Genomic DNA, 21,652 nt, shown 5'->3' with positions numbered 1-21,652 from the left:
TTATCTATATGGGAAAAATTAAAGGATTTCTCTTTGCCGTACGACACAGAGAAATCCTAATGACCGATTTGGGTTTATCAATCAGTTGTAAAATACGTGTTTTTTGAGTGACGAAGTCAGGAAAAAAAACTGCTTCGTTTTCCTCCTACTCGATTGTATATGAAACAGTCTATTTACTTAAACCAAATGATGTAGTAATCCCATTAAAGAACTACAGTAATCCTTATAAAGTACTGTAGTAATTCAACGAAGATATTAAGCATCAATATAAAGTAAGAAATAATATATTATAAAAAAACTCGTTGTACATCCACATTAGGAGAATGTACAACGAATTTTAGTTATTCGAATCTTTGCTTCATCATTGTTCGTGCTTTGTTTATATACTTAAGCTTTTACAGCCCGTATAAGTTCTTCAGGTGTAACAAGAGTCTGTTCGCCAGTGGCCATGTTCTTGAGAGTAAGTTTGCCTTGAGCAATTTCTTCCTCACCAGCCAATACTACAAACGAAACCTGTTTTGCATTGGCATAAGCCATCTGCTTCTTCATCTTAACGCTGTCAGGATAGATCTCGGTACGGATACCAGCCTCACGACAACGACGCAATACCGGCAAGCAGTAGGCTGTCTCAGTAGCACCGAAGTTAATGAACAGCAACTCTGTACCTTGTGCAGCTTCCTTGGGATAAAGGTCGAGACCGCCAAGCACATCGTAAATACGGTCGGCACCGAACGAAATACCTACACCCGAAATACCAGGCAATCCGAAGATGCCAGTAAGGTTGTCGTAGCGTCCGCCACCAGTAATTGAGCCTATAGCATAATCGAGAGCCTTAACCTCGAATATAGCACCTGTATAATAGTTGAGTCCACGTGCAAGTGTAAGGTCAAGATCAATCTGATTGTGCAGACCGCAAGTCTTGAGAGTATCAAGAATGAATCGTGTCTCCTCAACACCCTTCATACCCACTTCAGACTGTTCAAGCAAATTAGCTATGGTAGCAAGTTTTTCATCGTTTGTACCTGTAAGTGCAATGATAGGTTGCAACTTCTGAATAGCCTCATCGCTAATGCCATCGCGACGCAACTCTTCATTAACAGCATCAATGCCAATCTTGTCAAGTTTGTCGATTGCTACAGTAATGTCGACAATCTTATCAGCCTCGCCTATAGTCTCAGCAATACCAGTAAGAATCTTACGGTTGTTAATCTTAATAGCTACGCGTACTCCAAAACGTGTGAATACAGTGTCAACAATCTGCATCAGCTCCACTTCGTTAAGCAGAGAATCAGAGCCTACGACATCGGCATCGCACTGATAGAATTCGCGATAGCGACCCTTCTGCGGGCGGTCAGCACGCCATACTGGCTGTATCTGATAACGCTTGAACGGCAGCTGAATCTCATCACGATGCTGAACAACGTAGCGTGCAAACGGAACTGTCAAATCATAGCGCAAACCTTTCTCGCAAAGTTTTGTTGCAAGATGAAGCGGATTACGCTGCATAAGTTCATCGTCAGAGAGTTTGGCGAGATAATCGCCAGAATTGAGCACTTTGAAGAGCAACTTGTCGCCCTCCTCGCCATACTTGCCCATCAGTGTAGATAGAGTCTCCATTGCTGGAGTCTCTATCTGTCTGAATCCATAAAGGGCGTATACTTCGCGTATGGTGTCGAATATATAGTTACGCTTGGCCATCTCGACGGGCGAGAAGTCGCGCGTACCCTTTGGTATACTTGGTTTTGCCATTTATTAATATAAAATAAAGAACTACTTGCGAACGATTGTCTGGTCGCGGTCCGGGCCTATTGAGATAATGCGTATTGGTGTCTCAAGATACTCCTCAAGGAACTTGACATAAGCATTGAACTCTTCTGGGAACTGATCCTCGCTTGTAAAGCGTGTCATGTCAACGTTCCAACCCTTGAATTCCTTATATACGGGTTTTGCATCATACAGTTCGTAAGGCAACTCAGTAGTCTGTGTGCCATCAGGCAACTCGTAAGCTACACAAGCCTTGATAACGGGGAAGCCGTCGAGCACGTCGCTCTTCATCATTATGAGTTCGGTAACACCGTTGATCATGACAGAGTACTTAAGCTGTACGAGGTCGCACCAACCACAACGGCGCTCACGACCTGTAACGGCTCCGTATTCGTGACCAAGGTCGCGAATCTTGTCGCCAGTCTCGTCAAACAACTCTGTGGGGAAAGGACCAGCACCAACACGTGTACAATAAGCCTTCATAATACCATAAACATTGCCAATACGGTTAGGACCGATACCCAATCCGATGCAAGCACCGGCACAGATGGTATTTGAAGAAGTTACGAAAGGATATGAGCCGAAGTCAACGTCAAGCATTGTACCCTGAGCACCCTCACAGAGAATGTCCTTGCCTGAACGCAAAACGCGATTGATTTCATGCTCTGAATCGACAATCTGGAACTGCTTGAGATATTCAATGCCCTCCATCCATGTCTTCTCAGTCTCGGTGATGTCGAAGTCGGTGTAGCCAAGAGCTGCAATCTGCTTGAGGTGAGCAGCTTTGTGAGCCTCATATTTCACCTGGAAATTGTCGATGATATCGCCCACACGGAGTCCGTTGCGCGACACCTTATCAGTGTATGTAGGACCAATGCCCTTGCCTGTAGTACCTACCTTGTTCTTGCCCTTAGAAGCTTCGATAGCAGCATCAAGCACACGGTGTGTAGGCATAATGAGATGAGCCTTCTTAGAGATGTGCAAACGGCTCTTAAGGTCATGTCCGCTCTTCTCAAGATCCTTAGCCTCCTGCATGAAGAGGTCGGGAGCGAGAACTACACCGTTGCCGATGATGTTGACCTTACCTCCCTGGAAAATGCCCGACGGGATGCTGCGGAGTACATACTTCTGGCCTTCAAACTCAAGTGTGTGGCCTGCATTAGGACCGCCCTGAAAACGTGCGATCACATCATACTTCGGGGTGAGGACGTCAACAACCTTGCCCTTACCTTCGTCGCCCCACTGCAATCCGAGCAGGACGTCAACTTTTCCTTTGTTCATATATTTCCTTATTTTTCTTTCTCTGTCCCTGAGGACCGAGTATGTTTTTTATTAATATTTGCGTCTTGACACGCTCGTCGCTGGCATGAAGCACACAGACCAAATACGTAAAGTGCATAAGCAGTGGGACGAAACCGTCGCGTTTTAGCTCCTGGCAACAGTTCCACTTCGGTAGGTGCACAGATATCTGTCGTACGACCACACACTGTACAAACCTGCCGGCATCTTGCACGCGTAGGATCAACCACTTCGTAGCGTGTACAGTTTTGCATTCTAAGACATACTATAAGTCGCAAATCGACAAGTAGCCGTAGCGTATTGTAAAGTGTGGCCCGACTAACCTTAAAACCTTCGTTTGTCAACTTAGCTGCAATGTCTGCTATAGAGAAAGGAGCATCCATAGAGCATGCTGCATCAAGTATGGCTCGTCGTTCGGGTGTACAGCGACAATTCATGGCCTGCAAGCTTCGAGCTAGTGTAGCATGTGCATTTTGTATAGCATCTTCTTGCATCATGTTGCAAAGTTACGTTTTTTTGGCAATTCAACCAAGAAGATATGCTAAAAAGCGTCAAATCCAGCGTCATTCAGTACGGTGGCAGCTGTTTTAGCCTGAGTATGGTCTGTAGACGCCATATATTGCAAACACGATACGAGTGCACGAAGCAATTGTCGGTCGGTTGTCAGAATGTCGATACGAGCCACATCAAGAAGTTTTTCTATAGTAGCAGCACTGACGGAACAGCCACGTTTGAGCAACCTACACACAAGATGATAGGCTCCAGCACGGATTACCATATTGTCGTTATCAAGCATGGTGTGTGCAAGACTATCAGCATACGGAAGATGCTGGAACAGATTGAACACAGCCATCTCCATTATCTCGGATGTTATATCAGCAGACGTTGCCCAATCAATAGCTTCATCGGCAGACATTTGGTCGGCAGGCATTATCAGCGTAGCCAACAACCGACACTCTCTCACACCATTCTCAGCCCACAATGCAGAAGCCAATTCTGCATCGTGACCATACTGAGCCGCCATACGTTTTAAATCGGGCAATTGAACGCCCCAATTTATCTTGTAGTTAAGTCCCTTGCTACGCATCGAGGCAGCAGTGACTCCGTTCATAAACAATCTAAATGAACGCTTTATCTGTTTTACCTGTTCGGATGTTTCCATAATATATTGTTCATTCATGAGTTTGAGGTGTACTCGCGCGAGTAGCGCATCATCTGTTCATCGTACTTCTCACTGTAGTCAACAACAACATCTGTGGGAGTACCCTCAGTGTCAGTGATTAGCGTCATATGTGGGTTTATAAAACCCTTGTATGGTGCAATGCCGAGAGAACGATAGCGTTCGAGCAACTCTGTGTGCAAGTCGGCATCGACATCTATTGCGTATTGTTCGACAAGAGTCTTAGCAGCCTCATAGTCGCCCTCGCTCTTTATGCGCTGTATCTCACCGAGCAGAGCAGCAAAAGCGTCGCGTAGATGCTCATAGTCGGAAATCTGCACACGGGTCTTGCCTTCCTGTAGCACAAGCTGTACGGCATTTGGATAATGACAGAGCACCCATCGTGCGATGAGGGCTCGGTTGCGCATGTGAGCCTCCTCAATCTGGTGGCCAGGCTTGATGCGTGTGAGCTGAGTAAGCAGACCATTCATCATGTATGTATAATACTGAGAACGATAGGCTTCGGCATTGGGGGTAAGTCCAAGTTGCACAAGTTTCGGGTCAGCGATGTAGTATAATCCGAAGAGGTCGGCACGTGCCTCCTCTATTGTTGAGCCATATGAGCCAAGAGCATCGGCAGGGACACCAGGTAATAACAGACCAGAACCATGACCGAGACACTCATGGAGGTCGGTATGCAAATCGTCGCACAAATCTCCATAGAGACTTATAAGAGAGCGAGTAGACTCGTCGTTGATTGCAAACTCCTCAATAAAGCCATTGCCTCGTGATGCCTGATTGTAAGCATGTGTCAGGTTGCCTATAGTAATACTCTTGGAACCATATTGAGCACGTATCCAATCAGCATTGGGCAAATTGATACCAATAGCCGTTGACGGATACTCATCGCCACCAAGCATTGCAGCACAAACCACATTGGCAGTAACGCCAACAACCTTTGGTTTACGGAATCGAGGGTCAACCGGAGAGTGGTCTTCAAACCACTGTGCATTGCCAGAAAGAGTAAGTGTGCGCTGCGTTGCTACCGGGTCTTTATAGTGTACAATACCCTCCCACGAACCTTTCAGTCCAAGCGGGTCGCCATACACCTCAATGAAACCATTGATAAAGTCGATACGTCCCTCATGCTCCTTCAACCATTCAATAGAATACTTGTCGAAAACATGGAGGTCGCCAGTGCGGTAATATTCTATAAGAAGACTTATAATTTCAACCTGTTGTTCGTTCTCAGCCACAGCAGAAGCCTTTGTAAGCCAGTAAATAATCTGCTTGATTACACTGCCATATAAGCCACCTTCACGCCATACTTCCTCTACGATAGAACCGTTGTCTGTACGACGTAACGTAGAATTAAGGCCATAAGAAATGGGAGTTGCTTTATCGGGGTCGGCATTGCGCATTTGTGCATAATAGTCCTCCACCTCTTTCTGACTTACATTGTCATAAAAATTGCAAGCCGAGGTCTTCACAAGGTCATCGCCAGCACGCTGATTGACGCGCTTGGGCATGATGGCAGGATTGAACATTATGGGGCACAATTCGTTCAATTCGTTGCTAACCCATGCGCTGTCGGAAAGTTGCTTGCTGTACTGCGAAGAGTTATCAGTTACGTTGTCAGAAGTTGCCTGTGCGGCAAAGAATTTTGCTGTGTTCAAAACGACACTGCGGAAATAGTCCTCAGTAAACCCTGGAATAAATTTTTCGCATCCATAGTGATGATGAATGCCATTGGCAAACCACACACGCTTCAAATAATCAACAACGGCACAAAACTCGTCCGTCTGACGATTGCCAGAGTAGCCCTCATAGACAGCCTCAAGCAGGAAGCGTATGCGTAGATTATATCGGCCAAACTGTGCGGTCGTAATATCACGACCGCACAGTGTAGCCTTAGCGAGATAATAAATGTAGAGTTTCTGACGAAGCGTCAGACTCTCAAATCCGTCGAGACGATAGCGGAGCATCTGTATGTCGGCAAAACGCTCGTCGGTATAGTTGAATTGTTCTGTCATTGTAATTAAGATATTTATTACAGTTGCTCCTGATACTGTCGAGGAGTCTTGCCAACAATCTGGCAGAAAGCTCTATAGAACGACTGACGATTGGCAAACCCAACCATATCAGAAATCTCCTCAATGCGTAGATTGGCATAACGTTGGTCTTGCAACAAAGCCATTGCCTCTTCAATGCGCAGCTTGTTTATAAACTGCGCAAAGTTAGCATGATAGCGCACGCTGAGCACGATAGAAACATAGCGCGTATTGGTATGTAGCATCTCAGCTAACTGATGGGCTGAGAAGCCTCTTTCGCGATAGCGTTTCTCAACGACAAGCACGTGCAAGATTTGCTCCTTAAGCTTGTCGAAAGTTTCACGCGAAATTTTTGTCAGATACACGGGAGCCTTCTTTGCTTTGGCTGTCTTTTCCATTTATTAATGTTTAGTGGATATTTAGCGACTTTAAAGCGTATCACATTCTGCCAACCACAGCGTTGAAGCGGCATCGGTAGGCATGCGCCAATCGCCGCGTGGCGAGAGTGAAACACTACCAACCTTAGGACCATCGGGCAAACATGAGCGCTTGAACTGCTGCTGGAAGAAACGTCGAATGAAAGTACGCAACCAATGCTTGATTACGTCGTCATCGTAAGTTGCCACATCAAAAGCATGACGAGCAAGCATAAAGAGTTTGGCAGGACGGAATCCGAAACGCAAGAAATAATAGAGGAAGAAGTCGTGCAGTTCGTATGGGCCCACAAGATCCTCAGTCTTCTGGCTTATGTTGCCATCCTCGTCGGCAGGGATAAGTTCTGGCGAAATCGGAGTATCGATAATATCGAGCAGCGTCAGACGCGACTGTTCATCAACACTATTATTTGCCACATGACCAACAAGATAGCGTATGAGAGTCTTCGGAATACTGGCATTGACTCCATACATTGACATGTGGTCGCCATTGTATGTTGCCCAACCAAGTGCAAGTTCGCTAAGGTCGCCAGTACCAATGACTAAGCCGCCCAACTTATTGCTTAAGTCCATGAGAATCTGCGTACGCTCACGAGCCTGTCCATTCTCGTAAGTCACATCATGAACGTTGATGTCGTGTCCGATATCCTCGAAATGTTGAGTTACGCTCTTGCCGATAGGTATCTCACGAATTGTGATGCCAAGGCTCTGCATGAGCGAAATAGCATTGTTGTAAGTACGGTCGGTAGTACCAAAACCAGGCATGGTAACACCAATAATGCCCTTACGGTCGTAGCCAAGTTTGTCGAATGTCTTAACGCAAACCAGCAGCGCAAGAGTAGAGTCCAAGCCGCCACTTATGCCAAGTACTACACGCTTTGAGCAAGTGTGTACAAGGCGTTTGGCAAGACCACACACCTGAATAGAGAAAATCTCATCGCAAGAAGCAAACATATCATTGCTTGTAGGTATGAATGGATGAGGATTGACGTTGCGCAGAAGAGTGAAATCACGAGGTTCGACTGCATCTGTAGAAATGATAGTTACCGGATTATCATTATTGGCACTTGCCTGTACGAACGATGTGTTCTTACGGCGTTCGGTGCGCAACTTGTCTACATCAATCTGATTTATCACGAGTTGTTCGTCAAGAGCAAAACGCTCCGACTCTGCCACCATAGTTCCATTTTCACAAATGTACGCATTGCCGCCATAGACAACATCCTGAGTACTCTCACCAAATCCACATGAGCTATATACGTAACCACATATCAAGCGAGCACTTTGCTGACAGAGTAGGGAACGCAGATAGGCATTCTTGCCAATAAGGTCGTCGCTGGCAGAAAGATTGAGAATAATATCTGCTCCTGCGAGAGCAATGTCGTTTGACGGTGGAACTGGTGCCCAAAGGTCTTCACACAGTTCTATGCCAAACTTCACCCCGTCGCAAGTCTGGAACAGCTGAATACCAGGTTGTACGATAATGGTGTTGCCAGCAAAACGTACTTCTGTAGGACGTACAATATTGTCAACAGAAGCAAACCAACGCTTTTCATAGAATTCAGCGTAATTAGGCAGATAACGCTTGGGCACTATACCAAGGATATTGCCATGCTGGCACACTACAGCGCAGTTGTACAGCCCAGAACCAATACACACTGGCGCTCCCACAACGCAAATAATATCGAGTTTGCGAGAGAAGTCGAGCAACTGCAGAATCTGCATTTCAGCTTGCTCAATAAGCGTCTGTTGTGCAAAAAGGTCTTGACAAGTGTAGCCCGTGACTGAAAGTTCAGGGAATACGATAATCTCAGCCCCTTTACCTTCAGCCTGAGCTGTGAGACTCTCTATTTGCTTTATATTGTAATCGGCATCAGCAACCTTCACCGAAGGAATGGCCGACGCAACTGTGATGTAACCGTACTTCATTTCTATATTATCTGATTGTTACCTGTGTAGCCCCATAACCATATTCCTGGAAAGAGGCGTCCTGATAAGGATAATTCTTATAACGATAGCGCAACTCATTGATTATAGCATGACGAAGCACGCCTTCACCCTTGCCATGAATGAACACTATATGAAGACCTTTATTATGCTTGTTCTCCTCAAGGGTTCTACGGAAGTAGTCAAGCTGATAGTTCAATATGTCAGACGTACCCATTCCTGCAGTAGTCTCAAGGAGTTCGTTAGCATGGAGGTCGACAACAAGAGGCTCATTGGATGATTTTTTCGACTTGGCGTGCTTTGGAGTATTGAGCGATTCAAGTCCCTTCAACTTGCTGTAAGAAACATTAGATTGAACATCTTTCTTGCTCTTAGTTTCAGTCTCATCAGACTCTACATATATAAGTTTTTCAGCCTCAATAGGTTTGAGCTGTGCTACCTCGTCGTTTTTCACCACGGGATAGAGCAGAGCAGGAGTTTCGAAGAAATCGTTTGACTGGAATGTGTGCAACTTGTAGAACTTCACCTTGTCAATACGGAACTGTACATCGCAAACAGGTTTAGCTACGAAATCCTTATCACGCTTGAACGAGAGAAGCTGGAATCGTACACGGTCAATTTCGTTGAGTTGGTCGAGTGCAAAGCTCTCAATATAGAGCTTGGTATTGGGTTCAAGTTCGCCCTCACCGCGCAGGTTGAACGAATGGCCGTCAACACTCATATAGAGATAATGTACATAGTAGTTGCTATCGTTGACCAAATAGCAGGCAAATGTAGACTTCGAGATATTCTTGACATCCTCAGGAACAAAAGCATAATAGAGGTTAAGCACGTTGCCACCCTTGCGCTCTTCTACCTTAGCACGGTAGGTAATCTCACGGTCGGCTGCATCATATTCATCCTCTTCAACAAGTTCATCATCGATGGTAGCGTTGATTTTCGCCTTTACCGACATGTTGAACGTATCAGGATCGGCAGTTTCAGAAACCTGTTCTGCCCCACCCTTCTTGACTGCCGAACGCGAAGAAGAATATTCTTCGCCGCTACCTGTCACTACAAGGTCGGAAATGGGAGTTGGTATCTGAAATCCGTCTTCGTCCTCAACCAAGGCAATGTCTTTACCTTGAAAACCAGCAATCTTTCCGCCACCGATTTCGCTGAGAAATTGTACTTTATCACCTATTTTCATAATTGTAATCTGTTTCTTTATTTAATAATATGGACTGCTCACACTATGGGATGAGCAACGAACTGTCTCCGTAGCTCAAGAATCGGAAGTCGTGCGCCAAAGCATAATCGTAAATCTTATGCCAATCTCCATGCAGGAATGCACTCACGAGCAACAGCAACGTAGACTGTGGCTGATGGAAATTTGTAACGAGCATCTTGACAATCTTATATTCGTAGCCTGGGGCTATGATTATCTGCGTACTTGAATGGAGCGAATTAAGCGAGTGACGGTCGAGATAAGCAAGAATGTTCTGTATGGCCTTAAGAGGCGTAACATTAGCTGCCATTTCGAAGGTTTCACCTTCATAAGGCTCCCACTGACATACGTGCAATTCATCTTCAGAGAGGTCAAGATTCTTCTCAAGCTTAACACCCATATAGTAAAGACTTTCAAGCGTGCGAACACTCGTAGTACCTACGGTGATGGCACATGCATTATGCTTAATGAGTTTTTCGAGAGTCTGACGATGCACACAAATGTATTCAGTATGCATCTCATGGTCTTGAATTTCCTCAGACTTTACGGGTTTGAATGTTCCAGCTCCAACATGTAGAGTAACCTCCTCACGGTCGATGCCATGAGCATCGAGCGATGCGAGCACATCAGAAGTGAAGTGCAGACCTGCCGTAGGAGCAGCCACGGAGCCCTTGATTTTAGAGTATACTGTCTGATAAGTTGTCTTGTCACTCTCATGAGTTTCACGATTAAGATAAGGAGGTATTGGTAACTCGCCTACTGAGTCGAGCAATTCGGCAAAGGACACTGTATTATCATCCCATGAGAAATCGACACGATAGCTCTTGCCGACATCCTCACGACGTTCGGCAGAGAGAGTCACCTCACGTCCCTTAACCTCAAAGGTACGATGAAGCGTCTCACCCTTCCATTTCTTTAAGTTGCCAATCATGCAGAGCCAAGAGCACGAACCCGTTGTCTGAAACATCTGCTCATAGTCGGCAGGTGCATAAGGTTCGAGCAAGAAGACCTCGATGAGCGCACCAGTAGACTTGCGGAAGTGTAAACGTGCCTGGATTACCTTGGTGTTGTTGAACACCATAAGAGCACCCTCAGGCAGATGATTAGGAATATTATAGAAAACATCTTCCGACACCTCACCATGCTTATAAAGAAGCAACTTGCTGTGGTCGCGTTGTGCAAGCGGGAACTTGGCAATACGCTCGTCGGGTAGAGAATAGTTATAGTCCTTAATATGTATATGTTTTGTTTCCATTTTCAATTTTTATCTTACTGAGATTTCAATAATATAGTTACAATAATATGGTCTTAATAAATAAACAAAGCCCTGAATAATGTGATAAGAACTGTCGACACAAGCACAAGAACCACAATGTCAACATCGCAGAGTCTATAGCCCGTTGATGTGTACTGGGTCGACACATAATTGTCCTCACCAAACATTTTGCGACTCACTCGCAAGTAAAAGAAGTAAACTCCTATAGCACATACACTACCCCAAAGAATGCCGCAAACAATATCGGAGGGGTAATGCAGGCCGAGATACATTCGAGTATAGCAGTTGATGAGCGACCAAAGCACAAGAGCCACGCTCAAGACACGACTCCTTACAACCATGCAGAAAAACAGCGCTAAAGAGAAAGTGTTGGCAGCATGAGCCGAGAAAAATCCATAAGACGAACCACGACAGCCATCCACTACCGCCACATCATACTTGAATATGGGGTCGTTGCTTGGTCGCCAACGCTCGACAAGAGGCTTAACAATGACATCGGCCATGATATCGGCCAATGCCACACAAGCCAAAGCACACCCCACAACAAGCATTATCTGTTTCATGGTTTCGTTGTTCTTGACCACAAGATAGAACAGCGACGCATACAGCGCCACCCATGTGAAGCCTGACGTAAGGGCAGACATCCATCCGTCGAGAAAGACGGAGTTGCTACCATTAAACCATGACAGAACAAGTCTGTCGTTTGCCAAAAACGTCTGGATATCTAACAGCATTATTGCGAATGGTTTTATTATATTATTTGAAAAATCTTGAATTATATCACTTCTACCTGATTGCTCTTAATCCATCCCTCACGACCATCGTCAAGACGGATGCCCAACCATCCCTTCATCAAGCTATCGGTAATAACTACCGACGTGCCCTCATGAAGCACAAAGGCACTTGCACTTGTATCTGAAGGAGTCTTTCTGATTTGTGCTGACGGACGCACTACAACTGCACGATCATGAGCATTGAATGCACGCAGTTGCTGCCAGGCAAAGAGATTGGACATAATGAATATGACGAACGAAAGCAACGCTCCATAGAAGCCCACCTTACGCAGCACGACCCTACCACATAGGAAATAGACAGCAATAAGCAGAAGCATTACAATGAATGAAGCTACACCAATGCCAGCCCAACCATCTATGCCACAAAGATTGAGCATCGACTCATACCAATCGACAAAGAACATACGCGAACCCGAAGACACGCGGTCGATGGTCTTACTGTGGACAAATTTGAGATTGGCACGTATGTCTTCATCCTGAGGAGCGAGGCGCAGAGCCTTCTCATACGCCACTACCGACTGACCGATATTGCCCAAACGATAGTAGGCGTTGCCTAAATTATAATAAAGCGTTGCGCTTTCATCTGCCTTCAAAAGTTCGTTGTAAATCTTGGCTGCCTGTATAAAATTGCCGTTTGTATAAGCCAAATCTGCCTCTGACTTGTCAGCAGCAGAGACTCCGAGACTGCACAACGACAATACAAAACCTATGATTACAATGGATAATGAAGATGCAGTCTTTGCATCACGCTTGTCATGCGACGATTTCAAATCGCCCTCTATGTCAGTAATAGCTATCATAGCTGTATCGTATGTTTTCATCATATTGCCACCTACATCGCCTGGAGCATAACGCTCATACTCGCACTCGTCAAGAGCAGCAATAAACTTGTCGATAGTGTCGCGACTTATCTCACACTCTTCAAGCTTTGCAGCAATGTTTTCGCGCGAAAGTAGTTCTACTGGCATGTTCAACTTGTCACCAGCATAACCCCACAGCGCTCTCAAAGTCTCGTCGTAGAACAAATCCTGACGACCGGCATTCAGAAGCTGCAGAGCCTTCTTCAGACGTTTGGTTGCTACCTTGTTGGCGCGCTTGCCCTTCATACGTGCTACGTCGGCATTCTCGCGTACCCGATTGCGGTGGTAAACAATAATGCTCACGAACAACACGAAAGGCACTATAAGTCCCAACCAGTAATAAGCTGAACGATAGAACGAATAGCCTTTACCGGATGTCGATTCGCCAGTCTTGATTGCACGGATGTCGGACGATTCCACGCCCGAATAATCGGTTACCGACGACTTCTTTCCGTCGCCCTTACCTACATTAATCTCTATAGGCTGAGTACGGATGGTCTTATAGGCATCGGCTGCCACATCATAATAATTCAGCTCTACCGAAGGAATCGTATATTTGCCTTGGTTGCGTGGCACAACAAGAAAGTCGTAAACCATATTGCCCTCAATACCATTTGCAGTAAGACGGGTACGGTCGGTAACCTTAGGATCATATTTGTCAAAATCCTTGGGGAAATTGACAACAGGCTGCTTTACTAGTTTAAGGTTGCCGTTGCCGCCAACCACTACACGCAAAGTGACGGGGTCGCCTTCTTTGTATGAGCCACGTCCAAGTAGCTGGGCAGAAATATTGAAACGTCCCACACCACCGCTGAAGTTTGCAGGTTTGGCGGGAAGCGGAAGTACTTCAATGTTCAAGCTTGGAGCCACGATGTCACGCTTTATCTCCACATAGCCCGAACCACCATTGAAGAAAGCTTCAAAGGGGTCTACAGAGTTGTTACGAGCCACCACAACACCCTTGAATGTAATGCTCGGAATCTGCAATTTGCCCGTCATCTGCGGATACATTACATATTGACTCCAAGTAACACAACGATAGTTGCGACCGTTGACCTTCTCTATATGGAAGCTCTTCTGCTGTGGCAGTTTTATTTCCTGGGTATGAAAGCCAGTAAGGTCGGGCATCTTGCCATCGAGCGAAGTCAAATCGACAAGTGTGTAGACCTTGTAAGTGAGCTGTATTGGTTCCTGCTCATGCACGCGTTTCTTATTGGCACTAACCTTCACAAACAGATCCTTGGCTGAGATATGTCCGGAATTATTGACATCGTAGGTCTGTTCTTCATGATTTTTAGGAGCCGACGAACCGCCACTCTTTGCAGCACCAGACACCCTTATGTGTACTGATTGCGAACCGATAGTCTTGCCATCCACCTTAGCATGCGCACCAGGAATGGTGTAGTTACCTGCCTTCTCGGCATACAGAGTATAGGTGTAGGTGACACTTGCCGAACGACTTGTATGTCCGTTTATCATCTGATAGCTTGACTGATAGGACGTATACGGACCTGCTATCACCTCAAGACCCGAAGGAATGTTGGCAGCCCGGAAGTCGTCCACACTTTGAGCGTTTATACTATACGTCAGACGGAAGTTCTCACCAGTCGCTACATGCGACGGGGCAGAAACAGAAATGCCCTGTGCGTAAGTACATAATGTAAATACGCACAGAACATAAAACAATATAGTCCGTTTCATTCTATTTAGCTTTGTCATTAGCTTTCCCATTGAAAGTTTATTTTCTTATTACCAGTTTTTCTCAAGACGTTTTGACTTGCCTGCACGTTGCGCTTCCTTAACCTTGCGCTGCGTAGCCTGCTCGTTTTGCATGGCAGCGTTAAGCAGCTGCTCGGCGTTATCCTTGCTCATCTTCTGCTTTTGCTCTTCAGACTTTTGCTGCTGCGGCTTGTTCTTTTCTTCCTGCTTTTTCTTATTGTCTTTTTTCTTGTCGTTATTCTGTTTGTTTTGTTTGTTCTGCTGTTTTTGCTTTTGCTTGTTCGACTTGTTCAGACGTTTGCACAATTCAAGATTGTAGCGTGTCTCGTTGTCGGACGGATTATTTCGAAGACTCTCCTTGTAAGCCTCGATTGCCTCAGAATACAGACGATGGTTCTGGCAGATAAATCCGATATTATGATAGACCATAGCCTTGCGCTTTGGATCCTTCTCCAAGCGTCCGGCTTTCTCAAACTGTACAGTAGCCAACGAGTCCTTATTCTGCATCATCAAGGCACAGCCCAGATTGTATAAAGCCTGTGGATTCGAACTGTTGGCCGAAACAGCCTTACGGTATTCGGCCTCTGCCTTAACAAAATTCTGCTGGCGATACTGACGGTTGCCACTACGTATGCTACGACGGTCGGATTGTGCGCTTACGTCAACCATCGAGGCTACCAACATAATTATAATTATAGCAATTCTCATTTTTCTCTTGATTATGGAATTATTTATGCCTTTCTTCTATTTATGTCTTCTTCTTGAAAAGGAAAACATTCTTGAATCGTGGGTTCTTTGCTTCAAGCAAGCATGCCTCTACTATCAGAAGAAGGATGACAATAAGGCCGAAAGCCTGAAACTGGTCGGCATACTCACTGTAAACCACATCCTGAGTGGTGCCCTTTTGAAGCTTAGCCAACTCGCTGTTGAGCTTCTCCTGAGCATCATTAGTATTGTCGACATGAATGTACGAACCGCTGCCAGCCTGAGCCAGACTACGACACATATCCTCGTTGAGAGCAGACATAACGACATTGCCCGAAGCATCCTTTAGATAGTCGCCACCAACGGGGATTGGCGCACCCTTGGTACTACCTATTCCCAATATGAAGACATTAATACCTTTCTTGCGCGCAGCCTTGACTGCCTCCTCTGCACCACCTTCATGGTCCTCACCATCAGTAATGACAATAATGGCACGTCCTACTCCCTGCTGCTGTGTAAAACTGCTTGCTGAGAGATTTATGGCACGGGCAAGGTCGGTGCCCTGAGTGGTTATAAGCGACGGGCTAATGTCATGAAGAAACATCTTGGCCGACACATAATCATTTGTGATAGGCAACTGCACGAAAGCGTCGCCCGCAAACACGACAAGACCAATCTTGTCGTTAGTGAAATTGTCGACAAGGCTCTCTACGAGCATCTTGCTCTTTTCGAGTCGCGACGGAACAACGTCCTGGGCAAGCATCGAATTACTTATGTCCAAGGCTATTATCGTCTCAATGCCGTTGCGCTTGTCGTTGGATATCTTCGACCCCATCTGAGGACGTGCAAGCATAACGATCATAAGCGCCAATGCACTTATAAGCAACCAGAACTTCACCGTAGGACGGCCTCTTGACACATCGGGCATCATTGCCGCCAACAGCTGTTTGTCGCCAAGACGCGACATCAGACGACGGCGTTTCCAGAGATTATAGAATCTTAGAACGACAAGCAAGACTACGGCTACCAACAGCCATAGATATGATGGGTCTGCAAATTTAAACATACTGTTTCGCTTTATGGAATTTTACGAAGTACTGTGTTTCTCAAGACAATCTCTACAAGCAGCATGAGGACAGCCAGGAGGAGAAAAGGCTGATAAGCCTCGTAACGCTTTGAGAAGCGCTTTACGTCCATCTTGGTCTTTTCAAGTGTGTCGATGTCCTTGTAAATCTTAGACAACTCTTTGTTGTTGGTGGCACGATAAGAACTGCCGCCAGTTGTCTGGGCAATATCTTCGAGAGTCTTGGTGTCAATCTCTACCGGCATGTTTACATACTGTATTCCTCCAGCCACGGGTACCGGATATGGAGCTACCTTATTGGTGCCTACAGCAATGGTGTAGACTCTTATGCCCATGCTCTTGGCAATCTCAGCACTCGTCATAGGCGAGATGTCGCCCATATTGTTACTACCGTCGGTAAGCAAGATTACCACCTTGCTCTTTGCCTTAGAGCTCTTCAGACGCGACACAGAATTTGCCAATCCCATACCAATGGCTGTTCCGTCAGAGATGATGCCTCTGGCAGCAATGTCAGTACGTACCGACTGCAACATGTACAACAGAGACGTGTGGTCGGTTGTCATAGGACATTGTGTGAAGGATTCTCCGGCAAATATGGTAAGACCAATATTGTCGTTAGGACGTCCGGCTATGAATTCCGCAGCCACGTTCTTTGCAGCCTCCATACGGTTAGGTTTGAGGTCTTCGGCAAGCATTGAGGTAGAAACGTCCATAGCCAGCATGATGTCAATGCCCTCTACCGACTTCGTGTCCCACGCATTGTGTGTCTGAGGACGTGCCAATACGCATACGAGCAAAGTGTAGCAGATGCAATGCAGCACCATCGGAACGTGAACCAGACGTGTGCGCCATGTACTGTAGCCGTAGCGGTAGGCTTCGGTTGTGCTGACACGCATCGACGGCACGCTTTTCTTACGATATAACAGATACCATACAATGTACGGAATCAACAGTAAGATGAGTATAAAGTATTCTTTATTAGCAAATTCCATTGTCATTCGTTTTTCTTATTCCAACAACAGCCATGCATTGTAGACTATGTAAACCACCAAAACAAATGCTGCTATGCCTATCAACCATAGTAACGACGTTATCACCATGTGGTTCTTGTTGGTCTTCTTCTCGTCGTCGCTCAGCGTAGGCATAATCTTCTCCTCAGTCGGAACGTCGTCGCGCTTCGTCTTGTCGATGAAGTTGATGGCGTTGACGAGATTCATGTCCTTCTCGTTAAGCAATGAAGAATATTTGGCAAACTTCACCAAATCGGCTGTCATGAAGAGTTCCTGCAATTCGTTCATCATACTCTCGTCGCCATTTGCCTTGAGGTGCATGATAATCTCCGAACTTGTCATCTCCATAGCATTAAATCCGAAACGCTCCTTGATGTATTTGCGCAACGCCTCGGTAAGCTTTGTGTAGTATTCCTTTTGGTCGTCGGTCGGCTCAAAGTTCACCTTCTTCAGGTTCTCAATCTCGTTGAGCGCCTTCTGATGCGGAGGAACAACCTTCACAATGCGAATCTTGGCTATAATTGGCTTGTTGTGCTTCAATCGCTGCAACAAATAGGCAAAAGCCAGACACAACACTATTACAGCAAGTGCCGACCATATCAATGGTGTCCACTCGCTCCACATGAAAGGATTGTCTTGAACATCCTTTGGAGGGAAGAATTTCTCGGGATGAAGAGTGTCCACATCGCAAGTTACCACCTTGAGGGCAAGCTGGTTGGAAGTGTACACCTTGCCGTTCACTTTCACCTTGATACCTGGCAACGGATACAGTTTCTCATCAAAACTTGTAAGCGTATATGAATGGCTCACCTTAAGAATGCCATCCGAGACAACTGGCTCGGACGACGTTTCCTCAAGCACTTCAACACCAGGAACGTAATATTGCGAACGCTTGAAATGCGGGAACACTACGTTAGCTCCTTCCTTTGCCGACACTTCTACCGACAAATGAGCCTGCTGGCCAATAAGTATTGCTATGGAATCTATTTTTGACTGTACTGTCACTTCCTGAGCATTGCACACAGTGGCGCAGAACAGCAATGACAGCATGTATGAAATGAATAGCCTCATTATGATTTATTTCCGTTTTGACTGAATGTAAATATCTCTAAATACGTGAACCGAAGAGGCGCATCATCGCTCTGACATAATCGTCGTTGGTCGCTACCGACACCCAGTCGATTTTCGAACGCGAGAAGACGTCCTTGAGTTTTGCCTCCGACTCAGCCCAATATTGCGCATGCATTCGCTGCACCTTGCGGCTTGACGTGTCAAGATACATCTCGTGTCCTGTCTCGGCATCCGTAATGCGCATCAAGCCTACATCAGGCAGCTTCTTCATCCATCCGTCGTACACCTGTATTGCCATAATGTCGTGCTTACGGCTTGCAATCTGCATTTGTCGCAAGAAGTCTTTCTTGTCAAGAAAATCGCTTAGCACGAAAACCGTAGCACGACGCTTCATGGCTCGTGTGAAGAAAGCCATAGCCTCGCCTATGTCGGTCCTGCTGCTCTGCGGCTTGAAGTCGAGCATCTCGCGTATAATATACAGGATATGCTTTCGTCCCTTCTTTGGAGGGATGAATTTCTCGATACGGTCGGAGAAGAAAATCACGCCAATCTTGTCATTGTTCTGGATTGCACTGAAGGCTATGGTTGCCGCAATCTCGACAGCCATATCCGACTTTGTGCAATGACGCGTACCGAACGAGAGCGACCCTGACACATCTATCATCAACATAACAGTCAACTCACGCTCCTCCTCAAAAACCTTGACGAACGGTTTGCGGAAACGCGCAGTAACATTCCAGTCAATGTCGCGAACGTCGTCGCCAAACTGGTATTCACGCACCTCAGAGAAAGCCATACCCCTACCCTTGAAGGCCGAATGATACTGGCCGGCAAAGATGTTCTGGCTGAGTCCGCGGGTCTTTATCTCAATCTTGCGGACTTTCTTTAATATTTCTGAAGTTTCCATTATTAATCGAATGATTGTTATCCCCTTTTAGGGTACTTCAACCTTATTTATAATCTTTGATACAATGTCCTCGCTCGTTACGTTGCTTGCCTCTGCCTCATACGAGAGACCGATACGGTGACGCATAACGTCGTGAACAACGGCACGTACGTCCTCAGGCACTACATAGCCGCGATGCTTGATGAAGGCATAAGCACGGGCAGCCTTGGCAAGACTGATACTTGCACGCGGCGAGCCACCGAATGTAATCATATCCTTGATTTCTGCCAGACCATACTTCTCGGGATAGCGTGAAGCGAAAACGATATCGGCAATGTACTGCTCAATCTTCTCGTCAATATACACGTCCTCAACAACAGCACGAGCCTTCATTATCTCCTCGGCTGTAGTTACCGGCAGCACATTCTTGTGCTCGCCCTTGATATTTTCACGGATAATCTGTTTTTCCTCCTCAAGTGTAGGATAACCGATCACCACCTTAAGCATGAAACGGTCGACCTGAGCCTCGGGCAACTGATATGTACCCTCCTGCTCGATCGGGTTCTGAGTAGCCATCACGAGGAAAGGCTTAGGCAGGGCAAATGTCTGCTCGCCGATTGTTACCTGATGTTCCTGCATTGCCTCAAGCAGCGCACTCTGCACCTTGGCTGGCGCACGGTTAATCTCATCGGCCAATACGAAGTTGGCAAATACCGGACCCTTCTTCACATGGAAAGCCTCGTCCTTCTGCGAGTACACCAAAGTACCCACAACGTCGGCTGGCAAAAGGTCGGGAGTAAACTGGATACGGCTGAAGTCTGCGTCTACAAGACTTGACAACGTCTTGATGGCAAGTGTCTTTGCCAATCCCGGAACACCCTCCAACAGAATGTGACCATCGCTAAGAAGTGATATAAGCAACGACTCAACAAGGTGCTTCTGGCCTACGATTACCTGGTTCATACCGGTCACCAAATTGGTGACAAAACTACTTTGTTGTTCTATCCGGGCATTGAGTTGGCGGATATCTATTGATTCTGACATTTCAGTAAAAATTTATATTCTAAATTTATAAAACCTTGGTCTGACGACCTTTTTCACACGCAAAATTACATAAATATTATCGCTAAGGCGAAATATAGAGTCTAAAATATATTAAATGTGTCACATTTTTTTACTGCTACGGATTGATGTTATCCAAGTTCAAACCGAACAAAGCGGCCAAATCCTCATAGATGCGCTGCACGGGCAGCCCCATTACATTATAGAAACTACCCGAGATAGACTCCACCCCTACCAAGCCTATCCACTCCTGAATGCCATAGGCTCCAGCCTTGTCATAAGGTTTGAAATGATCGACATAGAAATCAATCTCGCCATCTGTGAGTTTTTTGAATTTCACGTCGGTAGACACCGAGAATCGGCTTTGCTTGCTGTCCGTTCTTATGCATACACCGGTTATTACATGATGAGTCTTGCCGCTTATCTCGCGCAGCATGCGGCTGGCGTCCTCACGGTCATGGGGTTTGCCAAGAATATCCTGCCCTACCACTACTATCGTGTCAGCCGTAATGAGAAGTTCGTCATGGGCTATCGTGTATGCCGACGACTTCTTCGAAGCGATGTATTCTGCCACATCCTTCGACGGCAGGTTTTCAGGATAAGACTCGTCAATGCCTTTCATCACCCTCACTTCAAAATCAAGTCCAAGTTGATTGAGCAATTCCTTTCTACGGGGCGAATTGCTTGCCAGTATTATTTTCATCTGTCTATTTCTTACGTTTTTAAATTACAATCTCATTACCTTATAAATAATATATCAAGCCAATCCAGTTTCATAATATATCAATCCGATCCAGCCGTCTACCAACCGAAGGCAGCTTCGTCGCTGAGCCATTTGCCTTGTGCCCTAAGCACCTGCTCTATCACGTCGCGCCCCACCCCATGACCGCCTATACGGTTACTAATATAGGTACTGACGCTCTTGACATCGTCACAGGCATCCTTCGGACAGCACGCACAGCCCACACGCTTCATCACCTGAAGGTCGGGAATGTCGTCGCCTACGAACATCACCTCTTCGTCTTTCAGCCCGTAGCGTTGCAGCAGCTCTTCATAAGCCGTAATCTTCACTCCGGCACCCATACAGATGTCCTTCACGCCAAGTTCGTCATAGCGCTTGCGCACAGCAGCCGTGTTGCCGCCCGTAATGATGCCGATGCGCAGCCCCACCTTGCAGGCAAACTGTATGGCATAGCCGTCCTTGATGTTCACCGTGCGCAGCGGCTCGCCCTCCGAACTAAGGAGTATTGTTTCAGCCGAAAGCACCCCGTCGACATCAAACAGAATCGCCTTGATTTTCTTCAAATCGTAGTCTATCATAATT

General features: G+C 46.2%; 19 protein-coding genes. All 19 read right to left on the bottom strand.

Annotated features, from left to right (window positions below; all coding sequences use genetic code 11):
• Positions 1-387: 387 nt before the first annotated feature.
• Positions 388-1,749, bottom strand: coding sequence for a histidine--tRNA ligase (gene hisS / locus I6E38_RS07120; protein ID WP_235393305.1), 1,362 nt, complete (start codon positions 1,747-1,749; stop codon positions 388-390).
• 21 nt (positions 1,750-1,770) lie between these two features.
• Positions 1,771-3,045, bottom strand: coding sequence for an adenylosuccinate synthase (locus I6E38_RS07115; protein ID WP_235393304.1), 1,275 nt, complete (start codon positions 3,043-3,045; stop codon positions 1,771-1,773).
• 8 nt (positions 3,046-3,053) lie between these two features.
• The gene (locus I6E38_RS07110) at positions 3,054-3,500 is read right to left on the bottom strand and encodes a Fur family transcriptional regulator (protein ID WP_262912347.1); all 447 of its coding nucleotides are present in this window, start codon (positions 3,498-3,500) and stop codon (positions 3,054-3,056) included.
• A 104-nt stretch (positions 3,501-3,604) separates the two neighbouring features.
• Positions 3,605-4,225 carry a DNA alkylation repair protein gene (locus tag I6E38_RS07105; RefSeq protein WP_235393303.1) on the bottom strand — a complete coding sequence of 207 codons (621 nt, stop codon included), beginning with the start codon at positions 4,223-4,225 and terminating at the stop codon, positions 3,605-3,607.
• Between the two features lie 14 nt (positions 4,226-4,239).
• Positions 4,240-6,255: a dipeptidyl-peptidase 3 family protein gene (locus I6E38_RS07100; protein WP_235393302.1), complete on the bottom strand. Its 2,016-nt coding sequence runs from the start codon at positions 6,253-6,255 to the stop codon at positions 4,240-4,242.
• Positions 6,256-6,272: 17 nt separating this feature from the next.
• Complete coding sequence (locus I6E38_RS07095; RefSeq protein ID WP_235393301.1) at positions 6,273-6,671, bottom strand: helix-turn-helix domain-containing protein; 399 nt, start codon at positions 6,669-6,671, stop codon at positions 6,273-6,275.
• Between the two features lie 30 nt (positions 6,672-6,701).
• Positions 6,702-8,636 (bottom strand): NAD(+) synthase, encoded by a 1,935-nt coding sequence (locus I6E38_RS07090; protein WP_235393300.1) that lies wholly within the window; start codon positions 8,634-8,636, stop codon positions 6,702-6,704.
• A gap of 7 nt (positions 8,637-8,643) precedes the next feature.
• On the bottom strand, positions 8,644-9,843 hold the full coding sequence (locus I6E38_RS07085; RefSeq protein ID WP_235393299.1) for a DUF2027 domain-containing protein: 1,200 nt from the start codon (positions 9,841-9,843) through the stop codon (positions 8,644-8,646).
• Between the two features lie 43 nt (positions 9,844-9,886).
• The gene (locus tag I6E38_RS07080) at positions 9,887-11,116 is read right to left on the bottom strand and encodes an S-adenosylmethionine:tRNA ribosyltransferase-isomerase (RefSeq protein WP_235393298.1); all 1,230 of its coding nucleotides are present in this window, start codon (positions 11,114-11,116) and stop codon (positions 9,887-9,889) included.
• A gap of 53 nt (positions 11,117-11,169) precedes the next feature.
• A complete protein-coding gene (locus I6E38_RS07075) occupies positions 11,170-11,871 on the bottom strand; it encodes a phosphatase PAP2 family protein (RefSeq protein WP_235393297.1) in 702 nt (233 codons plus the stop codon).
• Positions 11,872-11,912: 41 nt separating this feature from the next.
• Positions 11,913-14,492: a BatD family protein gene (locus I6E38_RS07070; protein WP_235393296.1), complete on the bottom strand. Its 2,580-nt coding sequence runs from the start codon at positions 14,490-14,492 to the stop codon at positions 11,913-11,915.
• A gap of 48 nt (positions 14,493-14,540) precedes the next feature.
• Complete coding sequence (locus I6E38_RS07065; protein WP_235393295.1) at positions 14,541-15,218, bottom strand: tetratricopeptide repeat protein; 678 nt, start codon at positions 15,216-15,218, stop codon at positions 14,541-14,543.
• A 40-nt stretch (positions 15,219-15,258) separates the two neighbouring features.
• Entirely contained in the window at positions 15,259-16,281 is a 1,023-nt protein-coding gene (locus tag I6E38_RS07060) for a VWA domain-containing protein (RefSeq protein WP_235393294.1), read from the bottom strand.
• An 11-nt stretch (positions 16,282-16,292) separates the two neighbouring features.
• On the bottom strand, positions 16,293-17,291 hold the full coding sequence (locus tag I6E38_RS07055) for a vWA domain-containing protein (RefSeq protein WP_235393306.1): 999 nt from the start codon (positions 17,289-17,291) through the stop codon (positions 16,293-16,295).
• Between the two features lie 15 nt (positions 17,292-17,306).
• Entirely contained in the window at positions 17,307-18,380 is a 1,074-nt protein-coding gene (locus tag I6E38_RS07050) for a BatD family protein (protein ID WP_235393293.1), read from the bottom strand.
• Between the two features lie 37 nt (positions 18,381-18,417).
• Positions 18,418-19,287: a DUF58 domain-containing protein gene (locus I6E38_RS07045; RefSeq protein WP_235393292.1), complete on the bottom strand. Its 870-nt coding sequence runs from the start codon at positions 19,285-19,287 to the stop codon at positions 18,418-18,420.
• Between the two features lie 27 nt (positions 19,288-19,314).
• On the bottom strand, positions 19,315-20,310 hold the full coding sequence (locus tag I6E38_RS07040) for an AAA family ATPase (protein ID WP_235393291.1): 996 nt from the start codon (positions 20,308-20,310) through the stop codon (positions 19,315-19,317).
• Positions 20,311-20,446: 136 nt separating this feature from the next.
• Positions 20,447-21,031, bottom strand: coding sequence for a Maf-like protein (locus I6E38_RS07035; protein ID WP_235393290.1), 585 nt, complete (start codon positions 21,029-21,031; stop codon positions 20,447-20,449).
• 98 nt (positions 21,032-21,129) lie between these two features.
• Positions 21,130-21,648, bottom strand: coding sequence for a KdsC family phosphatase (locus tag I6E38_RS07030; protein WP_235393289.1), 519 nt, complete (start codon positions 21,646-21,648; stop codon positions 21,130-21,132).
• Positions 21,649-21,652: the final 4 nt, after the last annotated feature.

The sequence above is a fragment of the Leyella stercorea genome (assembly GCF_021531355.1).
In the GTDB taxonomy this organism is placed as follows: Bacteria; Bacteroidota; Bacteroidia; order Bacteroidales; family Bacteroidaceae; genus Prevotella.
Note: the sequence above shows the minus strand (reverse complement) of the source record. Positions and strands in the feature narration are given on the sequence as shown.

Coding starts and splice junctions, on each gene's coding strand:
- hisS (WP_235393305.1), bottom strand. CDS start 1,749: ATGGCAAAACCAAGTATACCAAAGGGTACGCGCGACTTCTCGCCCGTC.
- I6E38_RS07115 (WP_235393304.1), bottom strand. CDS start 3,045: ATGAACAAAGGAAAAGTTGACGTCCTGCTCGGATTGCAGTGGGGCGAC.
- I6E38_RS07110 (WP_262912347.1), bottom strand. CDS start 3,500: ATGAATTGTCGCTGTACACCCGAACGACGAGCCATACTTGATGCAGCA.
- I6E38_RS07105 (WP_235393303.1), bottom strand. CDS start 4,225: ATGGAAACATCCGAACAGGTAAAACAGATAAAGCGTTCATTTAGATTG.
- I6E38_RS07100 (WP_235393302.1), bottom strand. CDS start 6,255: ATGACAGAACAATTCAACTATACCGACGAGCGTTTTGCCGACATACAG.
- I6E38_RS07095 (WP_235393301.1), bottom strand. CDS start 6,671: ATGGAAAAGACAGCCAAAGCAAAGAAGGCTCCCGTGTATCTGACAAAA.
- I6E38_RS07090 (WP_235393300.1), bottom strand. CDS start 8,636: ATGAAGTACGGTTACATCACAGTTGCGTCGGCCATTCCTTCGGTGAAG.
- I6E38_RS07085 (WP_235393299.1), bottom strand. CDS start 9,843: ATGAAAATAGGTGATAAAGTACAATTTCTCAGCGAAATCGGTGGCGGA.
- I6E38_RS07080 (WP_235393298.1), bottom strand. CDS start 11,116: ATGGAAACAAAACATATACATATTAAGGACTATAACTATTCTCTACCC.
- I6E38_RS07075 (WP_235393297.1), bottom strand. CDS start 11,871: ATGCTGTTAGATATCCAGACGTTTTTGGCAAACGACAGACTTGTTCTG.
- I6E38_RS07070 (WP_235393296.1), bottom strand. CDS start 14,492: ATGAAACGGACTATATTGTTTTATGTTCTGTGCGTATTTACATTATGT.
- I6E38_RS07065 (WP_235393295.1), bottom strand. CDS start 15,218: ATGAGAATTGCTATAATTATAATTATGTTGGTAGCCTCGATGGTTGAC.
- I6E38_RS07060 (WP_235393294.1), bottom strand. CDS start 16,281: ATGTTTAAATTTGCAGACCCATCATATCTATGGCTGTTGGTAGCCGTA.
- I6E38_RS07055 (WP_235393306.1), bottom strand. CDS start 17,291: ATGGAATTTGCTAATAAAGAATACTTTATACTCATCTTACTGTTGATT.
- I6E38_RS07050 (WP_235393293.1), bottom strand. CDS start 18,380: ATGAGGCTATTCATTTCATACATGCTGTCATTGCTGTTCTGCGCCACT.
- I6E38_RS07045 (WP_235393292.1), bottom strand. CDS start 19,287: ATGGAAACTTCAGAAATATTAAAGAAAGTCCGCAAGATTGAGATAAAG.
- I6E38_RS07040 (WP_235393291.1), bottom strand. CDS start 20,310: ATGTCAGAATCAATAGATATCCGCCAACTCAATGCCCGGATAGAACAA.
- I6E38_RS07035 (WP_235393290.1), bottom strand. CDS start 21,031: ATGAAAATAATACTGGCAAGCAATTCGCCCCGTAGAAAGGAATTGCTC.
- I6E38_RS07030 (WP_235393289.1), bottom strand. CDS start 21,648: ATGATAGACTACGATTTGAAGAAAATCAAGGCGATTCTGTTTGATGTC.